Genomic DNA, 19,859 nt, shown 5'->3' with positions numbered 1-19,859 from the left:
TTCCTAGGCGGGGCATCGCGCCCCGCATCGTAGATTAATAGTTTGCAATAAAGTCAGTTGACGCTTGGATATCGGGGGTAAACGGACGGTCCTTGGCGACAAAAGGCACTTTTTCACGGTAGGCCTTGTACATGGCTTGCGTTGCCTTGCCGAGTTGTAGATCTGGCTGCGCTTGCTTACGTAAATCAATCGCTTGAGTAGAGTGCAACAGTTCTAAACCGTAGATGACTCGGGTGTTATCCACGATTTGGATCAGGTTATCCGACGCCAACTTAAGGTTAGTGAAGGTATCTTCAATCCCGCCGGCGATAGAGATCCCATCGAAGGAGACTGGCGTGGCTAACTGCTTATTGCGGACTTGCATATCCACAAAGGCTTTTTGAATCGCACCGAAGGCATGGCCTTGGTTTTCCGGCGCACTCAGGAAGCGCGTCAGCTTAGTAAAGTGCTCATCAGACAGATGAATGGTACGCATCACACTGTTATGTGACACATGGGTCAGGGCCACACTCAGGTTTTGCACCGCGAGTGCCACAGGCAGCGGCTCAAAGTTAGTGGTAGGGAACACACCGCCCTGCCCTTCGACCAAATATTTAGCCACTTGTGGGAACTGGGCATACTGGTTCGACGCGCCCACAATCACGGCTGGGTTATCGTCCGAATGGTTGATTTGGATATTGATCACTTCATCCAATGAGGCTAAAGCCTGCTCTGCGCCAGCAAAGGTGTAAGCCGTGGTTCTAAAACTTAACGGATCCTGTAATGGACGCTCATCGTTTAGCTGCCATAAATAGCTGCCATCGAGCTGCTTGAGAATGTCACTGGTGGCCGATTTAATGTAAGGGAATGGACGGATGTCGTTGGTTTGCGGCAAGAATGGCGCCACGTTACCGTTTAATCCCTCAAGGCTTAAGCCAAAGACGGTGGGCGAAACGGACAACAGTTGCTTCGCTTCACGGTAACCTTGCATAGCATAGGCGACGGCAAAGGCATTGTTAGACAAAATCGATAGCGCGTCTTTACCCATAGGTGCTAAGGGTGTGATCCCCGCATCGGCCATCGCCTCTTTACTGCTCACACGCTGACCTTTGTAGAACACCTCCCATTCACCAATCATGGCTAAACCGACATGGGATGACAGCAGAATATCCGCCTCACCTACCGTGCCCTTGGCTGGGATAACAGGTGTCAGTCCCTGATTAAGATAGGCTTCATAAAGCTCGGCCACCACAGGTTGCACACCAGTTTGTCCGGCCAGCATAGTATTTAACCGCACGGCTAAGGCTAGACGAGTGAGTCGAATCGGCGCGGCTTCACCCACACCAGCACTGTGGGCACGCAGAGTGCTGAGGTTGAAGCTTCGAGAGGCGTCGAGCACCGCATCACTCAACTTGCCGTTGGCATCGAACAGCTTGTGGTCTTTGTTTAGCCCAACGCCCACGGTTAAGCCATAGACAGGTTTGCCCAGACGCGCCGCTTCCATCAGTAGCGCGTTGGCTTTCACGAGTTGGGTCTTGGCCTGTGGTGCAATCTTCACTTTTGCACCATCGGCAATTGCCCAGGCTTGGTCTTGGGTTAAATGTTTACCGTCGAGTACCACTTGCTCCATCGCGAGCGCGCTGCCTGAAAGTAGACTCAAGGTGAGTGAGGCCATCAACATGGATTTATTCATTATCATTCTCCAACATTTTGTTATTTTTGATAAAATCTAAACTTGCTTGAGCATCACAGCACTCGCCGCGGCGCAGTTACGACCGGCATTACGCCCAGTGACAACCCCTTCAGCCACGGCACAGGCGCCTAATCGACTCGCTCCGTGGATACCGCCCGTGGCTTCGCCTGCGGCATATAATCCGGGGATCGCTTTATTACTGACCAAATGCAGCACTTCGGATTGGGTATTCACCTTCACGCCGCCCATGCAGTAATGCACCTTCGGCCACATGCGCACCGCATACCAAGGCCCTTTGTCGAGCACTATCGCCTCCTGCATAGGGCGGTCGAACTCTTTATCGATGCCCGTTTTTACCGCTTCATTCCAACGCGCCACCTGCGCCTTTAATGCCTTAGCTGGCATGCCGTAAATCGTGGCCAGTTCGTCTAAGGTCTCGGCCTTGCTGATGACCTTGTATTTCAGGCCCCAATCTAAGGTCTGTGCCTTACTGGCTCCGGCAGCATTAGTAAAACCAATGGGATAGACAGGCTGTCCTTTCTCATCCCGTCGGGTCATGATGGCGTCGGCACGGGCTTTACGGTCGGCTAATTCATTGAAAAAACGCTCGCCGGTGCGCACATCCACCACAATACCGTGGGGATAGGTGGCGATAGTGTTGAACTGGGAAGCCGTGCCAAATCCCTTCTCGTCGGGGGATGCCCATGGGCCAAGCTGAATTTGGTCTAAATGAATGGGATTGGCCCCAATGAGCATCATCTGCTTGAGCGCCTCAGAGGTGGCACCTGCATGGTTGGTTGAATCTAAATCACTATTTAACTCAGGTAATTGCATCATACGGTATTCAATATCGCGACCAAAACCGCCAGTCGCCATAATCACGCCACGGCGCGCGCCGATACGACGTATTTTACCCGTGCGCTCATTGGGAAAATAAAAACCTTCGCGAACTTCGACACCGATCACCCGTCCGGCCTCATCTTGTACAAAGCCTTCGAGCTTGGTCTGATTTTTCATGATGACGCCCTTGTCACGGGCGGCTTTAATTAAGGGGCGAATAATGCCAGCGCCTGAACTTTCAACGGTTTGCAGCACTCGTTGGACCGAATGGCCGCCAAAGTGCTGAACAAACGGCTTCCAGTTCACGCCGTAATCGATCAGCCACTGGCAGGATTCTGCGGTGCCGTTACACACCAGTTTGAGCATTTCCACATCGTTCATGCCGCGACCAGCCCGTAGCATGTCCGCCACCATGGCATCGACAGAGTCTTCAATGCCTGCCTGTTTTTGTAAGGGAGAACCCGCCACCGCCATGGCACCGCCGTTGATGGTCGAGTTGCCACCAAATACGGGCATCTTATCGATTACCATCACGCTCACGCCGGCTTCTCTGGCCTGCAACGCTGCAGACATGCCCGCAAAACCGCTGCCAACCACGAGCACATCGACGATTTCATCGAAGTTAATAGGAGCTGAGTCACAGCTGGCAGAGGCAGGCAACGCGATACTCGCCCCGAGCCCTGCGGCCATGACCATACCGCCCTTTAATAATTGTCGACGCCCCGAATTAATACCTTGGGTTTTACTCATGCTGATTTCCTTCAATAATCATTGGAACTTGTCAGCGTGAAAGTGCAGATGCTGTGCCAAGCACCTAAAAAGAGGTATTTAAGCGGGGAACTTTGATTGCAGGCACAAAATCACGAAATATAAAGATCTACAATCACGATACTTAGTGATTAACTTGAAATATCAATGGAAAAACACTTCTATTACGAATCAACCCTAAGACTCTGTAGCAGTCTGCAGCTCGAAAAATCGTTGCATAGTTACTTCGAGTTTATTCGGAATGAACTGCCTATTGACGGGCTATTTGTGAATATTTTTCGCAAACAATTTAATGATATACAGTTTATCGCCCATGTTGATGATAGCCATTGCTGCACGTTAGATAAGCGCATCCAAATTCCACTGAAGATGGCACAATCGCTAGAAGATCCCGAGCGGCCAAGGGTCAGAATTGTTAACGATATAGAGCATGATCCTGTCACCTCTTTAGTCGCACCACAGGTGATTAAAGACATTCGCTCGGTGATTATTCTGCGAATGTCGATAGAAAATACCCACCTTGGGATAGTCGGTTTTTATGCCAAAAGCACTGGAGTGTTTAGGCCCCGCCATGCCGACTTAATCGCGCCGCATATGCAAAACCTCGCGCTGATCACGGCGCTGAATTTAAGGGATCGCAACTTACTCAAAGAGAACGAAGCGCTCTCGAAGCAAAACGTGAGTCTGCGTCGCACCTTAGATATTCAAAATGGCGTGGTTGGCGCCAATTCAGGCCTGAAACAGGTCATGCAGCAGGTACAATCCATCGCCAAAATCAACACCACAGTGTTAATGCTTGGGGAAACGGGCTGCGGCAAGGAAGTCATCGCCAACGCCATTCACGAATTGTCGGAGCGCTCGGGTAAGCCTTTTATCAAGGTAAACTGCGGCGCCATTCCTGATACCTTGATTGACTCAGAGCTCTTTGGTTATGAAAAAGGTGCGTTTACCGGCGCCGATTCACGCAAAATTGGTTACTTCGAGCAGGCCAATGGTGGCACCATTTTCTTAGACGAAATTGGGGAACTACCGCTTTCGGCTCAAGTTAGGTTACTCAGGGTACTACAAAATAGTTGTATCACCCGCGTTGGCGGCCACGATGCGGTGCAGCTCGATATTCGTATTGTGGCCGCAACCCACAGAAACCTTCAGGCCATGGTGCATAGAGAAGTGTTTCGTGAAGATCTCTGGTATCGGCTGGCGATTTTCCCCATCGAGATCCCATCGCTCAGACAAAGACGCACAGATATACCTTTGCTAGTACAACATTTTATCGAGCAGCTCAGTGCCAAGTTCAATTTGCCGCAGCTGCCAAGAATCGCCCCAGAACAACTGAATATTCTCAACCAATATGGCTGGCCGGGGAATGTGCGCGAACTCATTAATGTGCTCGAGCGCGCCATCATTCAGCATCCCGCAGGACCGCTGGATTTTAGTTTTCTGGCGCCACAGAGCCTCGAAGCCGTTAAAACCCCATCCAATCAAACCGTGATTATCGACCCTAGTCATGCCAGCGATAAGCTGGTGCCGCTAGAGGTGATGACCAAAAAATATATCAGCCATGCCTTAAGGATCACGGGGGGTAAACTCTATGGCCCGGGCGGCGCCGCCGAATTGCTGGATATCAATGCCAATACCCTGCGCAGTAAAATGAAGAAGTTAGGAATTGTGTAATGCATTGATAATAAATAGATAGTTATGGAAAAGGCCACAATATGTGGCCTTTGATTTATTTTGTCGAATTAATGGGCCAATTAGAAGAAATAACGAATACCAACGGCATAGTTATTATCTTGTAGATCTTCGTAGGCCTTATCGTCCATGTTGCTGAAATCGATTTTGGCTTCGGCGTACATGATAGTGTCGCGGCTATAACGATAATGCAGGCCTAGTACGGCAAATTGGCGGGTCCATTTACCTTGGATGACGGTGTTTTCATCTGTGTCCAAATCTTGGTAAGTCAGCAATAAGCTAGGTACGAATCCGTTATCGTAGTGATAGGCAACAATAAATTCGGCGCCAGTTGAGTCGTAGAGATCGCCACCGACTAACTCGTTTTGCTCACTCTTATGGGCGTTGAAACCGACATATAGGCCGTCAGCATCACGACCCGGCGCATATTGGTAGAAGCTGCCATATTGGGCGCCGATACCGATGATTTGATTGGTATTATCGACGTCTTTACCCGCAAGATTGCCGGTGAAGTCACCACGGTTAAAGCCCGCTAACACCTTAAATTTGTCGGTGAAATAGTAAGTCGCACTCGCACCATAACTAGGGTCGAAGCTCAGCTCAGAACCATCGTTTAAGGCGTTACCTAAATTGTCATAGAGCGCCACATCGCTATTTTGTTTAGAAGCGTATTGCACCGCGATATGCAAATTGCCAAAGGTATTACGGTATTGCAGCGCTGCATCGGCACGACCCGCGCCAGTGAGGCCGCCATCACCGAAGGTATAAGCACCGACGGACCAGCCGGTAAAGGCATTGAGCACGTCAGTGGTGTAAGCCACATCATAATAAGCCCCCCACTGCTTACCAAAGGTGAGCGAGCCCCATTTGTCGTGCGACATGCCGACATAACCTAAACGGTTAAAGAGGAAATCTGAGGTTTTTGAAGCCGATAACTGACCGCCACCTTGGCCTTGGGTATAGATCAGGCCATCGTCACTGGTGACCATGTTAATGCCCCATTCGGTATGGGCAAAGGAGCGCCAGCCATTTTTCTCTTGGCGGTCGAAACGGAATCCCACGCGGGAAAAGTTATCAATTACTGAAGTTTCGTGGCCATCGTTTAACGCCGCAAATCCTAGCCAACCCATCATATTGACGCTATTGGTTTGATCGTTATACAACTCGACCGCTTGCGTTGTACCAGAGAGCAGCACCGCGGGGATCATCACTGCTAGCAATTTCTTTTTCATATCATCTACACCTTTTAATTCAGCTAAACCATATATAATCATATGATTTAATTGGCTTATTATATTCTCCAGCCAACACACAGCAGTTTGCATGCCACGGCGCTGAAAAGCTGAATTTGAAGGTGTTTTTTAGAAGTGGATCCGCCAATCACGAAATATCGTGATTGGCGGTAATTAAATATCGCGGAATAAATTAAATATCGTTACCAAATCCCGTGGTTTAGCGACAGTTTAATCACAAATGTGTCATCAGGCTTGGGCGGACACTTTGCTCGTTCGCTGCCTAGGGGCAGTCGGTTTAGCTGTTGTGGAGGTGGAAGATGCTGCGGCTGAATTGCTAGCATTCCCTTTTTTAGCGCTAGTACTGGCTTTTTTCCCGCCAGCAGCGCCTCTGGCTCCGGCTTTTCGATAACCGGACTTTTTAGTCGCGGCACGCTTAAAACCCTGCCCTTTTAAGCCATTGAGGGCTGAGGGTAATTGAGCGCCTGCATTTTCGATCAAGTTATTTAGCGTCCCCAACAGTGGTTGCATAAAGCCTTGATATGAGATTTCTTTATGGCAGATACCGTTTAGGCTTGCCTCCCACAGCGCCGTCATATCGGGTGTCGTGGCGCTAAGGGGTAAACTATTGATTAAGCCCTTGCCCACCTCAGTTGCCACAATCGACTTCCCCTGACGCTGAATAAAGCCCCGTTTAAACAGCAGTTCAATAATGCCTGCGCGAGTCGCTTCCGTACCTAGGCCATCGGTTTCCTTTAAAATTTTGCGGATCTCAGGGTCTGTCACATAACGGTTAATCCCCGTCATTGCGCTCAGCAAGGTCGCATCAGTAAAGGCTTTGGGTGGTTGAGTTTGCTTCTCGACTAATTCACCGTGGTGACAATGAAGCACTTGCCCTAAGGTAAGCGGCGGTAACTGACCAACATATTCCCCTTCATCTGTATCCTTATCGCCTTGCGCAAAAGTTGCTGCGGATGATGCGTCTTTTCGTTCGTTCTCTTCTCTAGCAAACAGCTGTTTCCAACCGAGGGACTTATCCTGTTTTGCCTTAGTCTTAAAAAGGCCACCTTCGATCGTTACTTCGACCGCAGTTTCACTGTAGCAATAGGCGGGATAAAACTGCGCCAAATACTGACGAGCAATATGCAGATAAAGCTGTCTTTCCCGCTGACTTAAACCAGCTAGATTGGGCTGTTTTTCCGTTGGAATTATGGCGTGGTGGGCATCGACTTTTTTATCATCCCACGCCTTAGATTTAAGCCGAGGATTCGGCGCCTCAGCGTGTGCGACTAACTCGGGTGCACCGCCCATGATGGCCGCTAATACCCCGCTTGCAAGCCCATGCTGCTCTGTGGGCAAATAACGACTGTCTGAGCGTGGATAGGTGATTAGCTTATGGCGCTCGTATAAGCTTTGGCAGGTATCGAGCACGTCCTTCGCGCTCATACCAAAGCGCTTGGCTGCATCGATTTGCAGCGCCGATAAACTGTAGGGTAAAGGCGGATTCAGCTGCTTATCCTTAGTGCTTAACTGGGTCACTTTGGCGGGTTTATCGGTGATCCGGCGCACCACATTTTGCGCTAACCCCTTAGCGAGCACGCGCCCTTCCTCATCCATATAGGGTAAGCAGGCTTCACTGGGTTGCCACTTCGCCGTGAAAGCCTGATCTTTGTCCGTCACTAAGTGAGCCAGAACCTCATAAAAAGGCTTAGATTGAAAATTCGCGATTTCCTCATCGCGGCGCACAATAAGCCCAAGCAGTGGTGTCTGTACTCGACCGACTGATAGCACGCCCTGATAGCCGACCTTTTTCCCTTGGATGGTGTAGGCCCGAGTCATATTCATGCCATAGAGCCAATCTGCGCGGCTTCTGGCAAGTGCAGAGGTCGACAAAGGAATAAACTCACGATTACTGCGTAACTGCGACAGGGCACGTTTCACCGCTTGCGGGTTTAAGTCGCTGATAAGGAGTCGCTGCGTTTGCTGTAATTTATCGCCCGTCACACCCAAATAGGCGATCACTTCATCAACCAATAACTGCCCTTCGCGGTCGGGATCGCCAGCGTTCACTAGCGTATCGGCCTGTTTCACCAGCTTTTTAAGTACTGTGAGTTGGCTGCGGGTCGCGGCCTTAGGTTTAAGCTGCCACTTCTCGGGCACTATGGGTAAATGCTCAAACTTCCACGATTTAAACTCTGGATTATAGGCATCGGGCTCGGCCTGTTCGAGCAAGTGCCCCACACACCAAGACACACAGTTACCTTGGGCGTCTTCAATAAACCCGTCCCCTTTTTTGTGGGGTTTAGGCAGCACATCGGCAATTGCACGCCCAAGGCTTGGTTTTTCAGCAATATAGAGGATCATATCTACATTAAACACTGGATATAATTACAGTATAATTTAGCCCAAAGCGGACAAGAGTGCAAACCGCCGTTTTGCCTCGAGGGTTGATTAAACTCGATGAATGGCGATGGAACACTAAAGCTGTGTAAATTTAGTTGAGAATAGTTCTCATCTAAAATTAAAATCCCTTGCATCCGTTACGAGGAATTGAGAACAAGAGATGAATACACTGACCTTGCCCTGTCATGCGAAACCCGCCTTTAAACCAGCGCTTGCCTTAAGATTCAATCAATTAGTGATCTTCCACAGCCTATTATTGCTGGCGTTAAGTCTACTTTGTGAAATGGGACTTAAAAGACTAGGGTTTGAGGCGCCTCTACTTTCTTGGGCTTTTATCCTGTATTTGCCCGTGGCAGTAAGCCTGTCTTTGCTATTAAAACATAGCGTTAGCCGCCGCAGTCTGGCATGGCTTTTCGGACTATGGATGCTGCTATGGCTAGTAATGTAAGCCCCGTTTTTAAGCCTTGTATCGATACCCACACTTACATCCGCTTCGGCAAAAATAAAGAGTGCCAACCCAAACACCTTGTACCACCTTTCTCCTACATCCCGACAGTCAAACTCAGTTAGTAATCTAGTCAGTTAACGCACCGTTAAATCCCCAATCCGTAAAGCCACCAAATAAAGAACGTTAAATTATCAATTATTTAACAACTTTAGCTATGAAGCGGCTCAAAAAGCCGTTATGTTGAAGCTCTTGGGCGTGCACACACGTCTTAACCTTAGGCCAAATTGGCCGTTTAGTACCCAAACTTACAAGCAAATATCTTAAAAACTCTGCAAAAACAACAGAATATTGGAGTTGAATTATATGAATGAGATTGTTAATGCGGTCAACAATATCGTTTGGAGCCCCGCACTCGTTTATCTTTGCCTCGGTGTAGGACTCTTTTTCTCCCTGCGCTCACGTTTCTTACAGTTACGCCATTTACCCGAAATGATCCGTTTAATGTTTGATGGTAAGAGCACTGATGCTGGTGTGTCTTCCTTCCAAGCCTTAGCCATGACTTTAGCAGGTCGTGTGGGAACCGGAAACATTGCCGGTGTCGCCACTGCGATTACCTTCGGCGGTCCGGGGGCATTGTTTTGGATGTGGATGGTAGCGTTTCTTGGCGCCAGCTCCGCATTCGTCGAATCCACCTTAGGCCAAGTCTACAAAGAAAAAATCAATGGAGAGTATCGCGGCGGCCCCGCCTTTTACATTGAAAAAGGCTTAGGCATGAAGTGGTACGCTTGGACATTTGCCATTGCGACCATTTTTGCCTGCGGAATTTTACTGCCTGGCGTGCAAGCCAACTCGATTGGTTCGAGCCTAAAAACCGCCTTCGATATCGACCCTAACGTCACAGCAGCCATTCTTGCGATGCTGTTAGGTTTCATTATTTTTGGTGGCGTGAAACGTATTGCCCACTTCGCCAGTACCGTAGTGCCCTTTATGGCACTGGGTTATATCATTGTCGCCTGCGTGATTATTGCCCTTAACATTGGTCAACTGCCCGATATTATTATGTTGATCCTAAAAAGCGCCTTCGGACTCGATGCAGGCTTTGGTGCGATTTTGGGTCTTGCGATTATGTGGGGGGTAAAACGCGGTATCTACTCAAACGAAGCAGGCCAAGGTACTGGGCCACACGCTTCTTCTGCCGCAGCCGTGAGTCATCCAGCCAAACAAGGTTTAGTGCAAGCCTTCTCAGTGTATGTTGATACCCTATTCGTCTGTTCAGCCACCGGCTTTATGCTGCTGATCACGGGTTTGTATAATGTGCAAGGCCCAGATGGCGCCGCGCTGTATACTGGGATTGCGGGCGTCGCAGCAGGCCCAGGTTATGTGCAAACCGCAATGGAAAGCATGATGCCAGGCTTTGGTAATATGTTCGTTGCCGTCGCGCTGTTCTTCTTCGCCTTCACCACCATTGTGGCCTACTACTATATTGCTGAAACCAACATTGCCTATATCAATCGCAAGGCGAATCGTCCTTGGCTCACAGTGGTACTGAAAGTAGTGCTGATGGCATCAACTGTTTATGGCACAGTGAAAACCGCCGATTTGGCCTGGGGCATGGGTGACATTGGTGTCGGTCTAATGGCATGGCTAAACATTATCGCCATTATTCTGCTGCAACGCATCGCCTTTACTTGTCTTAAGGATTATGAGTCGCAACAAAAACAAGGGGTTGAGCCCTTATTCGACCCTGAAAAACTCGGTATTCCCCATGCAGATTATTGGGTTGAGCGCAAGAATGCGCAGGATGAACTAGCGCAGAGTCAATCCAGCGAGACTCCCAAAATCTCTTAAGGATTGAAACTACTAACAAAAAGCCAGTGAATAATCACTGGCTTTTTTGTTGTTCATTTTAAAGTGCGCCGACGCTTAACGCCGAGCACACTTTCCATCTTAAGAATTTCGTCTTATGGATGGCAAACGTTGTGTAACTCTAAGTTAGTGCCAATGTCCTTATTACGGTCGGCTTTGGCATCGTCGTTACGTAACTGAGTTAAGTGGTCGAGGTAAGATTGATCAACATCGTTCGTGATGTAGTGACCGTCGAACACTGAGGTTTCGAAACGTTTGATCTCTGGGTTTTCCATTCTCACCGCTTCAACCAGATCCGGCAGATTTTGGAAGATAATCCCATCGGCGCCAATCAGCTTAGCAATTTCATCGGCATCACGACCGTGGGCAATCAGCTCATTCGAGGTTGGCATATCGATACCATAAACGTTCGGGAAACGGATTTCCGGTGCCGCCGAGGCAAAGTACACTTTCTTAGCACCCGCTTCACGCGCCATCTCAATGATTTGCTCCGACGTGGTACCACGCACGATAGAGTCATCGACTAACAAAACGTTCTTACCTTTAAACTCAGTGTTGATGGCATTGAGTTTACGGCGTACCGATTTTTTACGCTCCTGTTGACCAGGCATAATAAAGGTACGACCGATATAACGGTTCTTCACAAAACCTTGGCGGTAAGGTAAGTCCATGCAACGGGCGATTTCTAATGCGATATCGCATGAGGTTTCAGGAATAGGGATCACCACGTCGATATCATGGTCGTACCATTCTTTTTTGATCTTTTCACCGAGCTTAGCCCCCATGTTTACGCGGCTGGCGTAAACAGAGACGTTGTCGATAGTCGAATCTGGACGGGCAAAATACACGAATTCGAAGATACAAGGTGAGTAGCTTGGCTCTTTCGCGCATTGGCGAGTGTAAAGCTGGCCATCGAGAGAGATATAAATCGCTTCGCCTGGCGCCACATCGCGCATCACTTCAAAACCGACGGCATCGAGCGCCACGCTCTCAGAGGCCACCATGTACTCGGTACCAGTTGGAGTTTCGTGCTTACCTAATACCAGTGGACGAATACCGAATGGATCGCGAAATGCCACCAGACCTTGACCGATAATCATGGCCACAACCGCATAGGCGCCACGGGCTTGCTCGTGCACTTTGGCGATAGTGTCGAACACTTCGTCAGGCGTCAGCATTAAGCTAGTGGTTTTTTGCAGCTCATCGGCCAGCAGGTTTAATAATACTTCTGAGTCGGATGTGGTGTTCACATGGCGACGTTTTTTGATCAGGCCTTCAGCTAATTCAACCGTGTTGGTTAAGTTACCGTTATGGGCTAATGAAATCCCAAATGGCGAGTTAACATAGAAAGGCTGCGCTTCTGACGCGCTGGAACTGCCTGCAGTAGGATAACGTACGTGGCCAATACCTGCATTGCCCTGTAGACGCTGCATGTGTTTGACTTCAAATACATCTTTGACCAGACCATTGGCTTTACGTAGTCTGAAAGCACCACGATCAACGGTCACAATACCTGCCGCATCCTGACCTCTGTGTTGAAGCACGGTCAGTGCGTCATAAATGGTCTGATTAACCGATGATTGGCCAACTATTCCGACGATACCACACATGGGTAAGCTTCCTCATTGTAAGATGTTCTATGCCCTTTCATGTTGAAATATAAGTAAAAGACGAAGTAAAGCTCCAACCATACGGCTTAAGCACTTCATCTCAGTGTTGAGTCCATACCTTAGGCTTCGGGCTCAACCTTACTTATCCTCCATCACTTAGGATAAATTTATTGTCTTTTTTATAGTTTGGGTACAAAGCTGGAGGTGTTTTCCAAATAGTGAAAGAACCATTGGATCACAACGCCAAATTCGGGCACTAGTACAGAGTCCTTCCACCATTGAGTGTTGGGTGAGCCTGTAAAAGCATCCATAAAAAACAGCAGCGCGCTGACGATCAGCGCGCCCCTAATGGCCCCGAAACACAGACCTAAGAGTCTGTCAGTGCCAGATAATCCAGTTTTAACCACTAGTTGCCCAATGATGTAATTGATGAGGGCACCGAGTATTAAGGTGGTGATAAAAAGAATAGCAATGGAGACCCCATTGCGTAGCACCTCATCGTTCATCTGCGTGAGATGAACGGCGAGGTCTTGATAAAATTGGCTGGCAACAAAGAAAGCCGCGAACCATACCACTAACGACATGGCTTCTTTGGCAAATCCGCGGATCAGACTGATCAGAGTCGATAACCCGATAACGAAGATGATAGCGTAATCAATCCAAACCATTGAGATGGCTTTCCAGCATAGGTTTTAAGACGGCGCGATTCTACCAGAGACTGAAACGATTCTCACCCCTAGCGAGGTAAATAAATTATTTCAGCCTCTGCTGAATAGCATTAAGATTCCAAGGGATTAAAAGGCACAATTCGGCCTTTCAAACGGGTTAGGCTTTCAATTTCTTCCTGCATTTTCTTCAGCTTAGCTTCGGAAACATCCGGCCCGACAAACACTTTCGTCAATACGCCATCCTTAGGCGTGTCTGGAATTGTGTACGCCTTGTAACCACTTTTACGTAACTGCGCCACCAGCGCTTTTACGTTGGCGGCATTGCTAAATGCGCCTAGTTGCAGGGTAAGTCCAGGTTTTAATGAATCACGGCTCACCACTTTGATGCCATCGTCTTTGGCAGGTTTTGTAGATTCTGTTTTCGCGGTTTCGGCTTTAGGTTTGTCCGTTTTCGCCACGACGGTTGGCTTGGTTTCAGGCTTTTTGGTCTCAGTTTTAGTTGGAGTCGGCTTTGGCATCTCTTTCTTCGGCTCGGCCTTAGCAGTCTCGGTTTTCACCGGCTCTTTCACTTCAGGCTTATTTTCCGCTTTTGCCGTCTGTGGCTTGGCTTGCTCCTTCACCGCTTCCGCTTTAGGCTCGACTTTTGCCGCAGGCGTGTCTTTGACGTCAGTATTGACCGCCTGCGCTAACGCCGCCTCATCATTCGGAGAGGCCTCTTCGGGAATAGCACCTTCGCCATCCACATCCTGAGTGGACAACACCTCAAACATATCATCGGCGTTTTGCTGCGCTATCGCGGCAGGACGCAGGGGAATTTCGGCAAATTGTTCCTCTTGGCGGTCCTTCTTGCCATCTAAAATATCCGGCAGAAAAATCACCCCGAGGGCGACCAGCACCACAGTGCCGACTAATCGATTATGAAACTGGCTAGACAAAACGGTTATCCTGCTTAAAGAGAGACTTAAAACCTGCCACAGTGTAAAAGGAGCCAAACACAATTACCACATCATCGGGCTGAATTTCCGCTTTTAATGCCGTCCATGCCGAGGCGATATCGTCAAACTCATGGGCCTTAGTGTCTTGTGCTAAGGTTTGGCGCAGCAGGCTTGCATTCGCGCCGCGCTCACCCTGTAAACTCACTAAGTACCAAGTATCGATTAAAGGCGAAACCACAGGCAATACGCCTGCAATGTCCTTATCCTTTAGCATGCCGCACAGGGCAAACACTCGCTTCCCAGTCACCATTGGCGAGAGCTGCTTGACTAAAAAGCGCGCCGCATGGGGATTGTGCGCCACATCGAGTAAAATCAGCGGCTGCTCGTTAACTTGCTCTAAACGCCCGGTTAAGCGCGCGCTGCTGATGCCTTTGGCAATGATATCGGCAGCAATATGCGGCCAGCCATGCTCAACAATCGCAATCACAGTCGCAGCGTTCGGTAATGGCAGTGTCGGCAAACTCAGCTGCTTAAGGGTCAATACTTGGCCTTGGTAATCCCACGTCTGGCCATCTTGCTGGTAACTAAACTCCTCGCCCACACGATAGAGCTTGGCACCAACATCTTGGGCGACATCATTGACCGTATGGGGTAAGTTCGGCTCACCAACAATCGCGGGGCGACCTTGGCGAAAAATACCCGCCTTTTCACGGCCGACCAGCTCGCGGGTATTGCCCAAATACGCCTCGTGGTCTAAATCGACGGACGTCACCACGCTGATATCGGCATCAATCATATTGGTGGCATCCAAACGGCCGCCAAGACCGACTTCTAAGATCACCACATCCAACTTGGCCGCTTTAAACAGGATCAAGCCAGCCAAGGTGGCATATTCGAAGAAAGTCAGCGAAATCTCACCGCGCGCCGCCTCAATCTGTTCAAAGGCCGCCACAAAGGCTTCATCACTGGCATCTTGACCGTTAATGCGCACCCTTTCATTATATTTGAGCATATGGGGCGAGCTGTAAACTCCCACCGTCAGCCCTGATAAACGCAGGATATTCTCGAGCATGGCGCAGGTGGTGCCTTTGCCATTGGTGCCCCCTACAGTGACCACTTTACTGGGGCCGAGATCCAATAAATGCAGGCGCGCGGCAACCTCTGAAACCCTCGTTAATCCCATATCGATTTCGGTTGGGTGAATCGATAATAAATAATCTAGCCATTGTGCCAATGGCGCATTCGCACTCGGCACAGTTAAGGCTGTCTGTTCACTCGGGGCTGTGGTCATCTGTTCTTTCCTTCCTTCGATACGCGCTTCACTTAATCGGCAAAGCGGCGATTAATCCAGCATAAACAATGGCCCTAAAGCCAACTTAGGCAGTTGATACTGCTCGGGATATGTCACATCAACTAAATAGAGTCCATTGGGTTTGGCGGTGGCCGCCGCTTGATTTCGGTCCTTAAGCGCCAGTAAATCCGCCATCCAGGTCAATGGTTGGTTGCCTAGGCCGATTTCCAGCAGGGAGCCGACAATGTTTCGCACCATATGGTGCAAGAAGGCGTTGGCAGAAATATCGACAATCACATACATGCCCTGACGGGTCACTCTAACGCTGTGCACATTGCGAAATGGGGTTTTCGATTGGCATTGAATCGCGCGAAAACTGGTAAAGTCCTGCTCACCGAGCAGCGCCTGCGCCGCAACATGCATTTTATCGGCGTCGATATCACCGTGGTAATGGCTCACGCCGTGACGCAGGATCCCGGGGCGGAAATTATGATTGTAAATCACATAGCGGTAACGTCTGGCCGTGGCCGAAAAGCGGGCGTGGAAACTGTCATCCACCTCTTTTGCCCAACGAACGGCGATATTATCGGGCAAATTGGCATTCACCCCTAAGGTCCACGCGCCTTCGTTACGTATGGCATTAGTCTCGAAATGCACCACCTGCCCCGTTGCATGAACGCCGGCATCGGTTCGTCCCGCACAGAACAAGCTGATGGGTTCGTTGGCCACCTTAGATAAGGCTTGTTCTAATTGCCCTTGTACTGAATCGACTTCGGCCTGACGTTGCCAACCGAAATAACCACTGCCGTCATATTCAATACCTAATGCAATCCGCATCCACACATCCTCACAGTTAATTTAGCGGCGCATTTTATCACAGCAGCCCACAAAAAAAACGGCGCTCTGCGCGCCGTTAGTGTGAAATCAAGCCCCTTAAGGATTAGCCCATCTCTTTAAGTAAACGAGCGGCTTCTTCTTGCTGACGCTCGTTACCGTCGATTTGGACTTCCCGCAGCAATGCTTTGGCACTGTCGCTGTCATCGATTTCGATATAGGCACGGGCTAAATCGAGCTTGGCATTGACTGAGTTTTCCTCATCGTCGACGTCGATCATAGCGGCATCGCCAATCAGGGCGCCCACATCGCTCATCTCCACATCCATTTCGGGATAGAGATCTGTCTCTGTGTTGTCCTGCTCGGCATCGTTAAGCAGTTTTTCGATATCGATATAGCCATGCTCGTTTTGGAAGTTAGTTAAATCATGCTCTGGAACAAACTTCTTCGACTTGCGAGATTCCTGCGCATCGAGGGCCGCTAGGGCCTCGTCGACGGTAAGCGTATGCTCGTCATCGAGGGCAAAGCTGTCCTCAGGGGTTAATATCTCTTCCTCTTCGAGTTCGGTATTGGTGCTAAAGGCGGCAAGTACGCTGTCATCGCTTAAATCGACATCATCTGTATCGTCTTTTAAATCAAACTCGCGGCCTAAATCCAGCTCATCGTCGAGATTAAACTCAGTGCTCGAAGCTGTATTTTTGGCATCAACCTCTGGCTGAGTATCTGGCGCAAACTCTAGCGGTTTACGCGACGTGCCCTGCACTGGTACCGGATCTAAAGGCAAATCGGTTTCAGGTTTGACCGGCGTTTTCGCTTCAGGCGTAGGCGCAAAATTCAGTTCGGTATCCCAATCGAGAACATGGGGATCTTTAGTCTTGTTGGCCTTTAAGTCATTGAAGAAAGATGACTCTTTTTCCTTCGCACTCGCGGCGGCCGCCACGGCAGATGCGGCGACAGCAGCACCAAGAGCAGGTGCGATATCGTCAGTATCTTCATCAAAACCCGTAAACTTAGGCTCTGCGGCAGCGTCATCGGCACTGTTATCCGTACTGTCTTGGTTATCCGCAATCTCTTCACTCAGTTCGAAGGTATCGTCCGTGCCATCAATGGCATGGGCGGCACCAATGCCCTTGAGTAAATCTTCTTCCTCGTCTTTTTCTTCTGGTTCGACATGGGTGGTTTCTAAGTCGAAGTTAAAGTCGTCGGCATCCGCATCGGCTTGTTCAGGCACATCGAACTCGGCTAAGAGTGAATCGAGGTCGTCCTCTGCCGTCGACAAGTCTTCAGGTAATGCGGCTTCGAGTTCGGCGGCAATGTCATCGCGCTCAATGGCGGCTTCTGCTTGAGCCATATCCTCGGCAACGGTGTCGTCGATAACAGCCTCTTCGACGAGCGCTTCTTGCGTGTTAAAGCCTGCCAATAACTGGTCGAGATCTTCATCGCTCGTTGGTAAGTTTGGAGCGAGTTCATCATCCAACTCGGCGGCAATGGCCGCTGCGACTTCAGGATCGGGCTGCGCTGGAGCATCGAGGCCCGCGAGTAGCGCATCGATATCGTCGGATTCGCTTACGCCAATGTCAGTTAAGTCGGCATCAAGCTCAGCGGCAATTTCATCGCTTAAATCGGGTTCGGGCGCGGCGGGTTTATCAAAATCTGCCAGTAAAGCATCAATATCATCGGTTTGCGCGACACCCAACTCGGCTAAGTCATCGTCTAATTCGGCGGCAATTTCATCACCGAGATCATCAGCAGTTTCTGCTGGCGCCTTGTCATAATCGGTCAATAAGGCATCGAGATCCTCATCCGCCGCTTCGACAGGTTTGTTAGCCTCTGGCTGGTTAAAGCCTGCGAGTAACGCATCGATATCGTCGTCGGCTGGCACTGCGTCGTTTTCAAGCTCAGTGTCCAGCTCTGTGGCTAAGTCAGCGCCTAGCCCAGATTCTAGCTCGGCGGCAATCGCGGCGGCTAAATCTTCATCCTCTGGATCTGGCGCAGTTTCAGCAGGTAAATCGAAACCGGCTAATTCGTCGAGTTCGTCGAGCCCTTCAGCTGTAGCTTGAGCTTCCTGCGGGGTCTCTTCTTCATCAGAGCCTAATCCAGCCAGCAGTGCATCGAGGTCTTCTTCCTCAATAATATTGCCAGATGAGGCTTTCTCTTCAGCAAAGGCTTCGGCTTCCTCTTGATCACCCATGGCCTCTGCCCAGAGATCGTCCAGAGACTGGCCTTCATCCTCTTCAAATTGAGGTTCAGGCTCAGTGCTGACACCTGGGTCAATAAACATTTCTGATGCCATGTCCATCTGTTCATGGCTATCGGTCATTTCCTGCTCGGGTTGCAGGTCAACACTGCCAACATCGAGTAAGCTGTCGATCGAATCAGCATGGTCAGTATCTAGATGTACTGCCATGTCGCTGAGATCGTCATCATCCATCGCCAGCACAGACGCACTCGCCACGCCAGCCGCACCCGCGGCCATCATCGCCGCCTGCTGTGCTTCTAGCTCGCGGCGCTCTTTATTGCGTTTACGGCGTAATAGCCAGAAAACGAGCACCAGTAGCAATAATGCGGGGATCACCGCCGCCGCAACGAGGAGCAGCGGATTACTCATCAGGTTACGCCACAGATCATCGGGCTCTGCGGGCATGGCAGGCTCGTCTGTCGTCGCGGTCTCTGGCGTTTGTGCGGCCTCAACCTCGGCTTTAAGTGCAAGGTTTTGCTTCTTACTGGCCTGTAGGGTTTCTTCTAATACCGCAATCTGTTGATTTAATTCTTCAACCTTGGCTTTGAGTGTCTCAACATCGGTATTTCTCACCGCGAGTTGATCTTGCGCTCTGGCTAACTCATCGGTCAGGGATAAATTCTTGCTCTCCGCCGCTTCGAGGCGTGCATTGACATCCGAACTCACCATCTTAGGCGCGGTTGGCGTCGCAGCCACTTCGGTATTGGTCACTTTCGCCGCTTCGGGCTTCACCTCGGCCTTAGGTGGCGTCTCCACCTTAGGTTTAGGCTGTGCGACTGTCTGAGTCGGTGCAGCTGGCTTAGTCGCAGGTTTGGTTTCTGCCTTAGGCGTGGCTTTAACACCAGAACGAGCCTGCTTGTCGCTGCGCTCGGCGCGGGCAATGGCCAGACTATTGGGGATGGCGAGCATCACTTCTTTCGAAGGGATCAGCAAAATCATGCCACGTTCGAGGCTGTTATAACTGTCGGAGTTAAACGCATGGGGGTTAGCATCAAATACTGCGGCCATCACTTGATAAACGCTGACACTGGCATCGGGACGGACTTTTTGCGCAATACTCCAGAAAGTGTCCTTAGAGGTCGTTGGTCCATATTGATGATTGACCTGACGGATCTGTCCGTCTGGTCCCATGATTTTTAAAGGTTTTATTTTGGGAGTATCAGCAGCTATCGCAGGATCAATAAAAGAGGTCGTGGAAGAAACAGCTAAAACGGTGGCCATCAGGCCCACAAGATACGAAGTGCGAAATTTCATCAATCCTTCCCTTTGAAGCGCTATTTAAGTTATCTCGCTGATAACAGGCTTTAGGCAATTGTATTTATTGAGATTACTATAAACTAGAAATCCCAGCCCTGCTACTG

13 protein-coding genes are annotated in these 19,859 nt (G+C 49.8%); 3 read left to right on the top strand and 10 right to left on the bottom strand.

The features are described 5' to 3' along the window. Positions 1-34: 34 nt before the first annotated feature. Together K0H60_RS07770 and K0H60_RS07765 are read right to left on the bottom strand one after the other, a co-directional pair. Positions 35-1,672 carry an HAL/PAL/TAL family ammonia-lyase gene (locus tag K0H60_RS07770; protein ID WP_220057771.1) on the bottom strand — a complete coding sequence of 546 codons (1,638 nt, stop codon included), beginning with the start codon at positions 1,670-1,672 and terminating at the stop codon, positions 35-37. A 36-nt stretch (positions 1,673-1,708) separates the two neighbouring features. Beyond that, the gene (locus K0H60_RS07765) at positions 1,709-3,262 is read right to left on the bottom strand and encodes a flavocytochrome c (protein ID WP_220057770.1); all 1,554 of its coding nucleotides are present in this window, start codon (positions 3,260-3,262) and stop codon (positions 1,709-1,711) included. A gap of 165 nt (positions 3,263-3,427) precedes the next feature. Here K0H60_RS07765 and K0H60_RS07760 point away from each other — a divergent pair, with 165 nt between their 5' ends. Then, positions 3,428-4,954 carry a sigma-54 interaction domain-containing protein gene (locus tag K0H60_RS07760; RefSeq protein ID WP_220057769.1) on the top strand — a complete coding sequence of 509 codons (1,527 nt, stop codon included), beginning with the start codon at positions 3,428-3,430 and terminating at the stop codon, positions 4,952-4,954. 80 nt (positions 4,955-5,034) lie between these two features. Here the strand turns inward: K0H60_RS07760 and K0H60_RS07755 are convergent, their stop codons facing one another. Both K0H60_RS07755 and K0H60_RS07750 read right to left on the bottom strand, forming a co-directional pair. Then, positions 5,035-6,204, bottom strand: a complete 1,170-nt coding sequence (locus tag K0H60_RS07755; protein ID WP_220057768.1) for a porin — start codon at positions 6,202-6,204, stop codon at positions 5,035-5,037. Between the two features lie 249 nt (positions 6,205-6,453). Then, a complete protein-coding gene (locus K0H60_RS07750) occupies positions 6,454-8,568 on the bottom strand; it encodes a DNA topoisomerase III (RefSeq protein WP_220057767.1) in 2,115 nt (704 codons plus the stop codon). Between the two features lie 199 nt (positions 8,569-8,767). On the opposite strand from K0H60_RS07750, the gene K0H60_RS07745 reads away from it, so the two are divergent. Beyond that, a complete protein-coding gene (locus tag K0H60_RS07745; RefSeq protein ID WP_220057766.1) occupies positions 8,768-9,055 on the top strand; it encodes a hypothetical protein in 288 nt (95 codons plus the stop codon). 363 nt (positions 9,056-9,418) lie between these two features. Beyond that, complete coding sequence (locus K0H60_RS07740) at positions 9,419-10,903, top strand: alanine/glycine:cation symporter family protein (protein WP_011716541.1); 1,485 nt, start codon at positions 9,419-9,421, stop codon at positions 10,901-10,903. A gap of 113 nt (positions 10,904-11,016) precedes the next feature. Here K0H60_RS07740 and purF read toward each other — a convergent pair whose 3' ends face one another. The 6 genes from purF to K0H60_RS07710 all read right to left on the bottom strand — a co-directional run bounded on the left by purF (position 11,017) and on the right by K0H60_RS07710 (position 19,752). After that, a complete protein-coding gene (gene purF / locus K0H60_RS07735) occupies positions 11,017-12,531 on the bottom strand; it encodes an amidophosphoribosyltransferase (protein WP_011716540.1) in 1,515 nt (504 codons plus the stop codon). Positions 12,532-12,710: 179 nt separating this feature from the next. Beyond that, positions 12,711-13,199, bottom strand: a complete 489-nt coding sequence (locus K0H60_RS07730) for a CvpA family protein (protein WP_023267711.1) — start codon at positions 13,197-13,199, stop codon at positions 12,711-12,713. A gap of 110 nt (positions 13,200-13,309) precedes the next feature. After that, positions 13,310-14,134: a cell division protein DedD gene (gene dedD, locus K0H60_RS07725; RefSeq protein WP_220057765.1), complete on the bottom strand. Its 825-nt coding sequence runs from the start codon at positions 14,132-14,134 to the stop codon at positions 13,310-13,312. Beyond that, complete coding sequence (gene folC, locus K0H60_RS07720; RefSeq protein ID WP_220057764.1) at positions 14,127-15,425, bottom strand: bifunctional tetrahydrofolate synthase/dihydrofolate synthase; 1,299 nt, start codon at positions 15,423-15,425, stop codon at positions 14,127-14,129. The genes dedD and folC overlap by 8 nt, the downstream gene beginning before the upstream one ends. Positions 15,426-15,476: 51 nt before the next feature. Next, positions 15,477-16,262 (bottom strand): tRNA pseudouridine(38-40) synthase TruA, encoded by a 786-nt coding sequence (gene truA, locus K0H60_RS07715; protein WP_220057763.1) that lies wholly within the window; start codon positions 16,260-16,262, stop codon positions 15,477-15,479. Positions 16,263-16,365: 103 nt separating this feature from the next. Next, positions 16,366-19,752 (bottom strand): FimV/HubP family polar landmark protein, encoded by a 3,387-nt coding sequence (locus K0H60_RS07710; RefSeq protein WP_220057762.1) that lies wholly within the window; start codon positions 19,750-19,752, stop codon positions 16,366-16,368. Between the last annotated feature and the right edge of the window lie 107 nt (positions 19,753-19,859).

It is taken from the genome of Shewanella mangrovisoli, from assembly GCF_019457635.1.
In the GTDB taxonomy this organism is placed as follows: Bacteria; Pseudomonadota; Gammaproteobacteria; order Enterobacterales; family Shewanellaceae; genus Shewanella; species Shewanella mangrovisoli.
Note: the sequence above shows the minus strand (reverse complement) of the source record. Positions and strands in the feature narration are given on the sequence as shown.

Coding starts and splice junctions, on each gene's coding strand:
- K0H60_RS07730 (WP_023267711.1), bottom strand. CDS start 13,199: ATGGTTTGGATTGATTACGCTATCATCTTCGTTATCGGGTTATCGACT.
- K0H60_RS07755 (WP_220057768.1), bottom strand. CDS start 6,204: ATGAAAAAGAAATTGCTAGCAGTGATGATCCCCGCGGTGCTGCTCTCT.
- K0H60_RS07760 (WP_220057769.1), top strand. CDS start 3,428: ATGGAAAAACACTTCTATTACGAATCAACCCTAAGACTCTGTAGCAGT.
- purF (WP_011716540.1), bottom strand. CDS start 12,531: ATGTGTGGTATCGTCGGAATAGTTGGCCAATCATCGGTTAATCAGACC.
- K0H60_RS07745 (WP_220057766.1), top strand. CDS start 8,768: ATGAATACACTGACCTTGCCCTGTCATGCGAAACCCGCCTTTAAACCA.
- K0H60_RS07750 (WP_220057767.1), bottom strand. CDS start 8,568: ATGATCCTCTATATTGCTGAAAAACCAAGCCTTGGGCGTGCAATTGCC.
- K0H60_RS07770 (WP_220057771.1), bottom strand. CDS start 1,672: ATGAATAAATCCATGTTGATGGCCTCACTCACCTTGAGTCTACTTTCA.
- truA (WP_220057763.1), bottom strand. CDS start 16,262: ATGCGGATTGCATTAGGTATTGAATATGACGGCAGTGGTTATTTCGGT.
- folC (WP_220057764.1), bottom strand. CDS start 15,425: ATGACCACAGCCCCGAGTGAACAGACAGCCTTAACTGTGCCGAGTGCG.
- K0H60_RS07740 (WP_011716541.1), top strand. CDS start 9,419: ATGAATGAGATTGTTAATGCGGTCAACAATATCGTTTGGAGCCCCGCA.
- K0H60_RS07765 (WP_220057770.1), bottom strand. CDS start 3,262: ATGAGTAAAACCCAAGGTATTAATTCGGGGCGTCGACAATTATTAAAG.
- K0H60_RS07710 (WP_220057762.1), bottom strand. CDS start 19,752: ATGAAATTTCGCACTTCGTATCTTGTGGGCCTGATGGCCACCGTTTTA.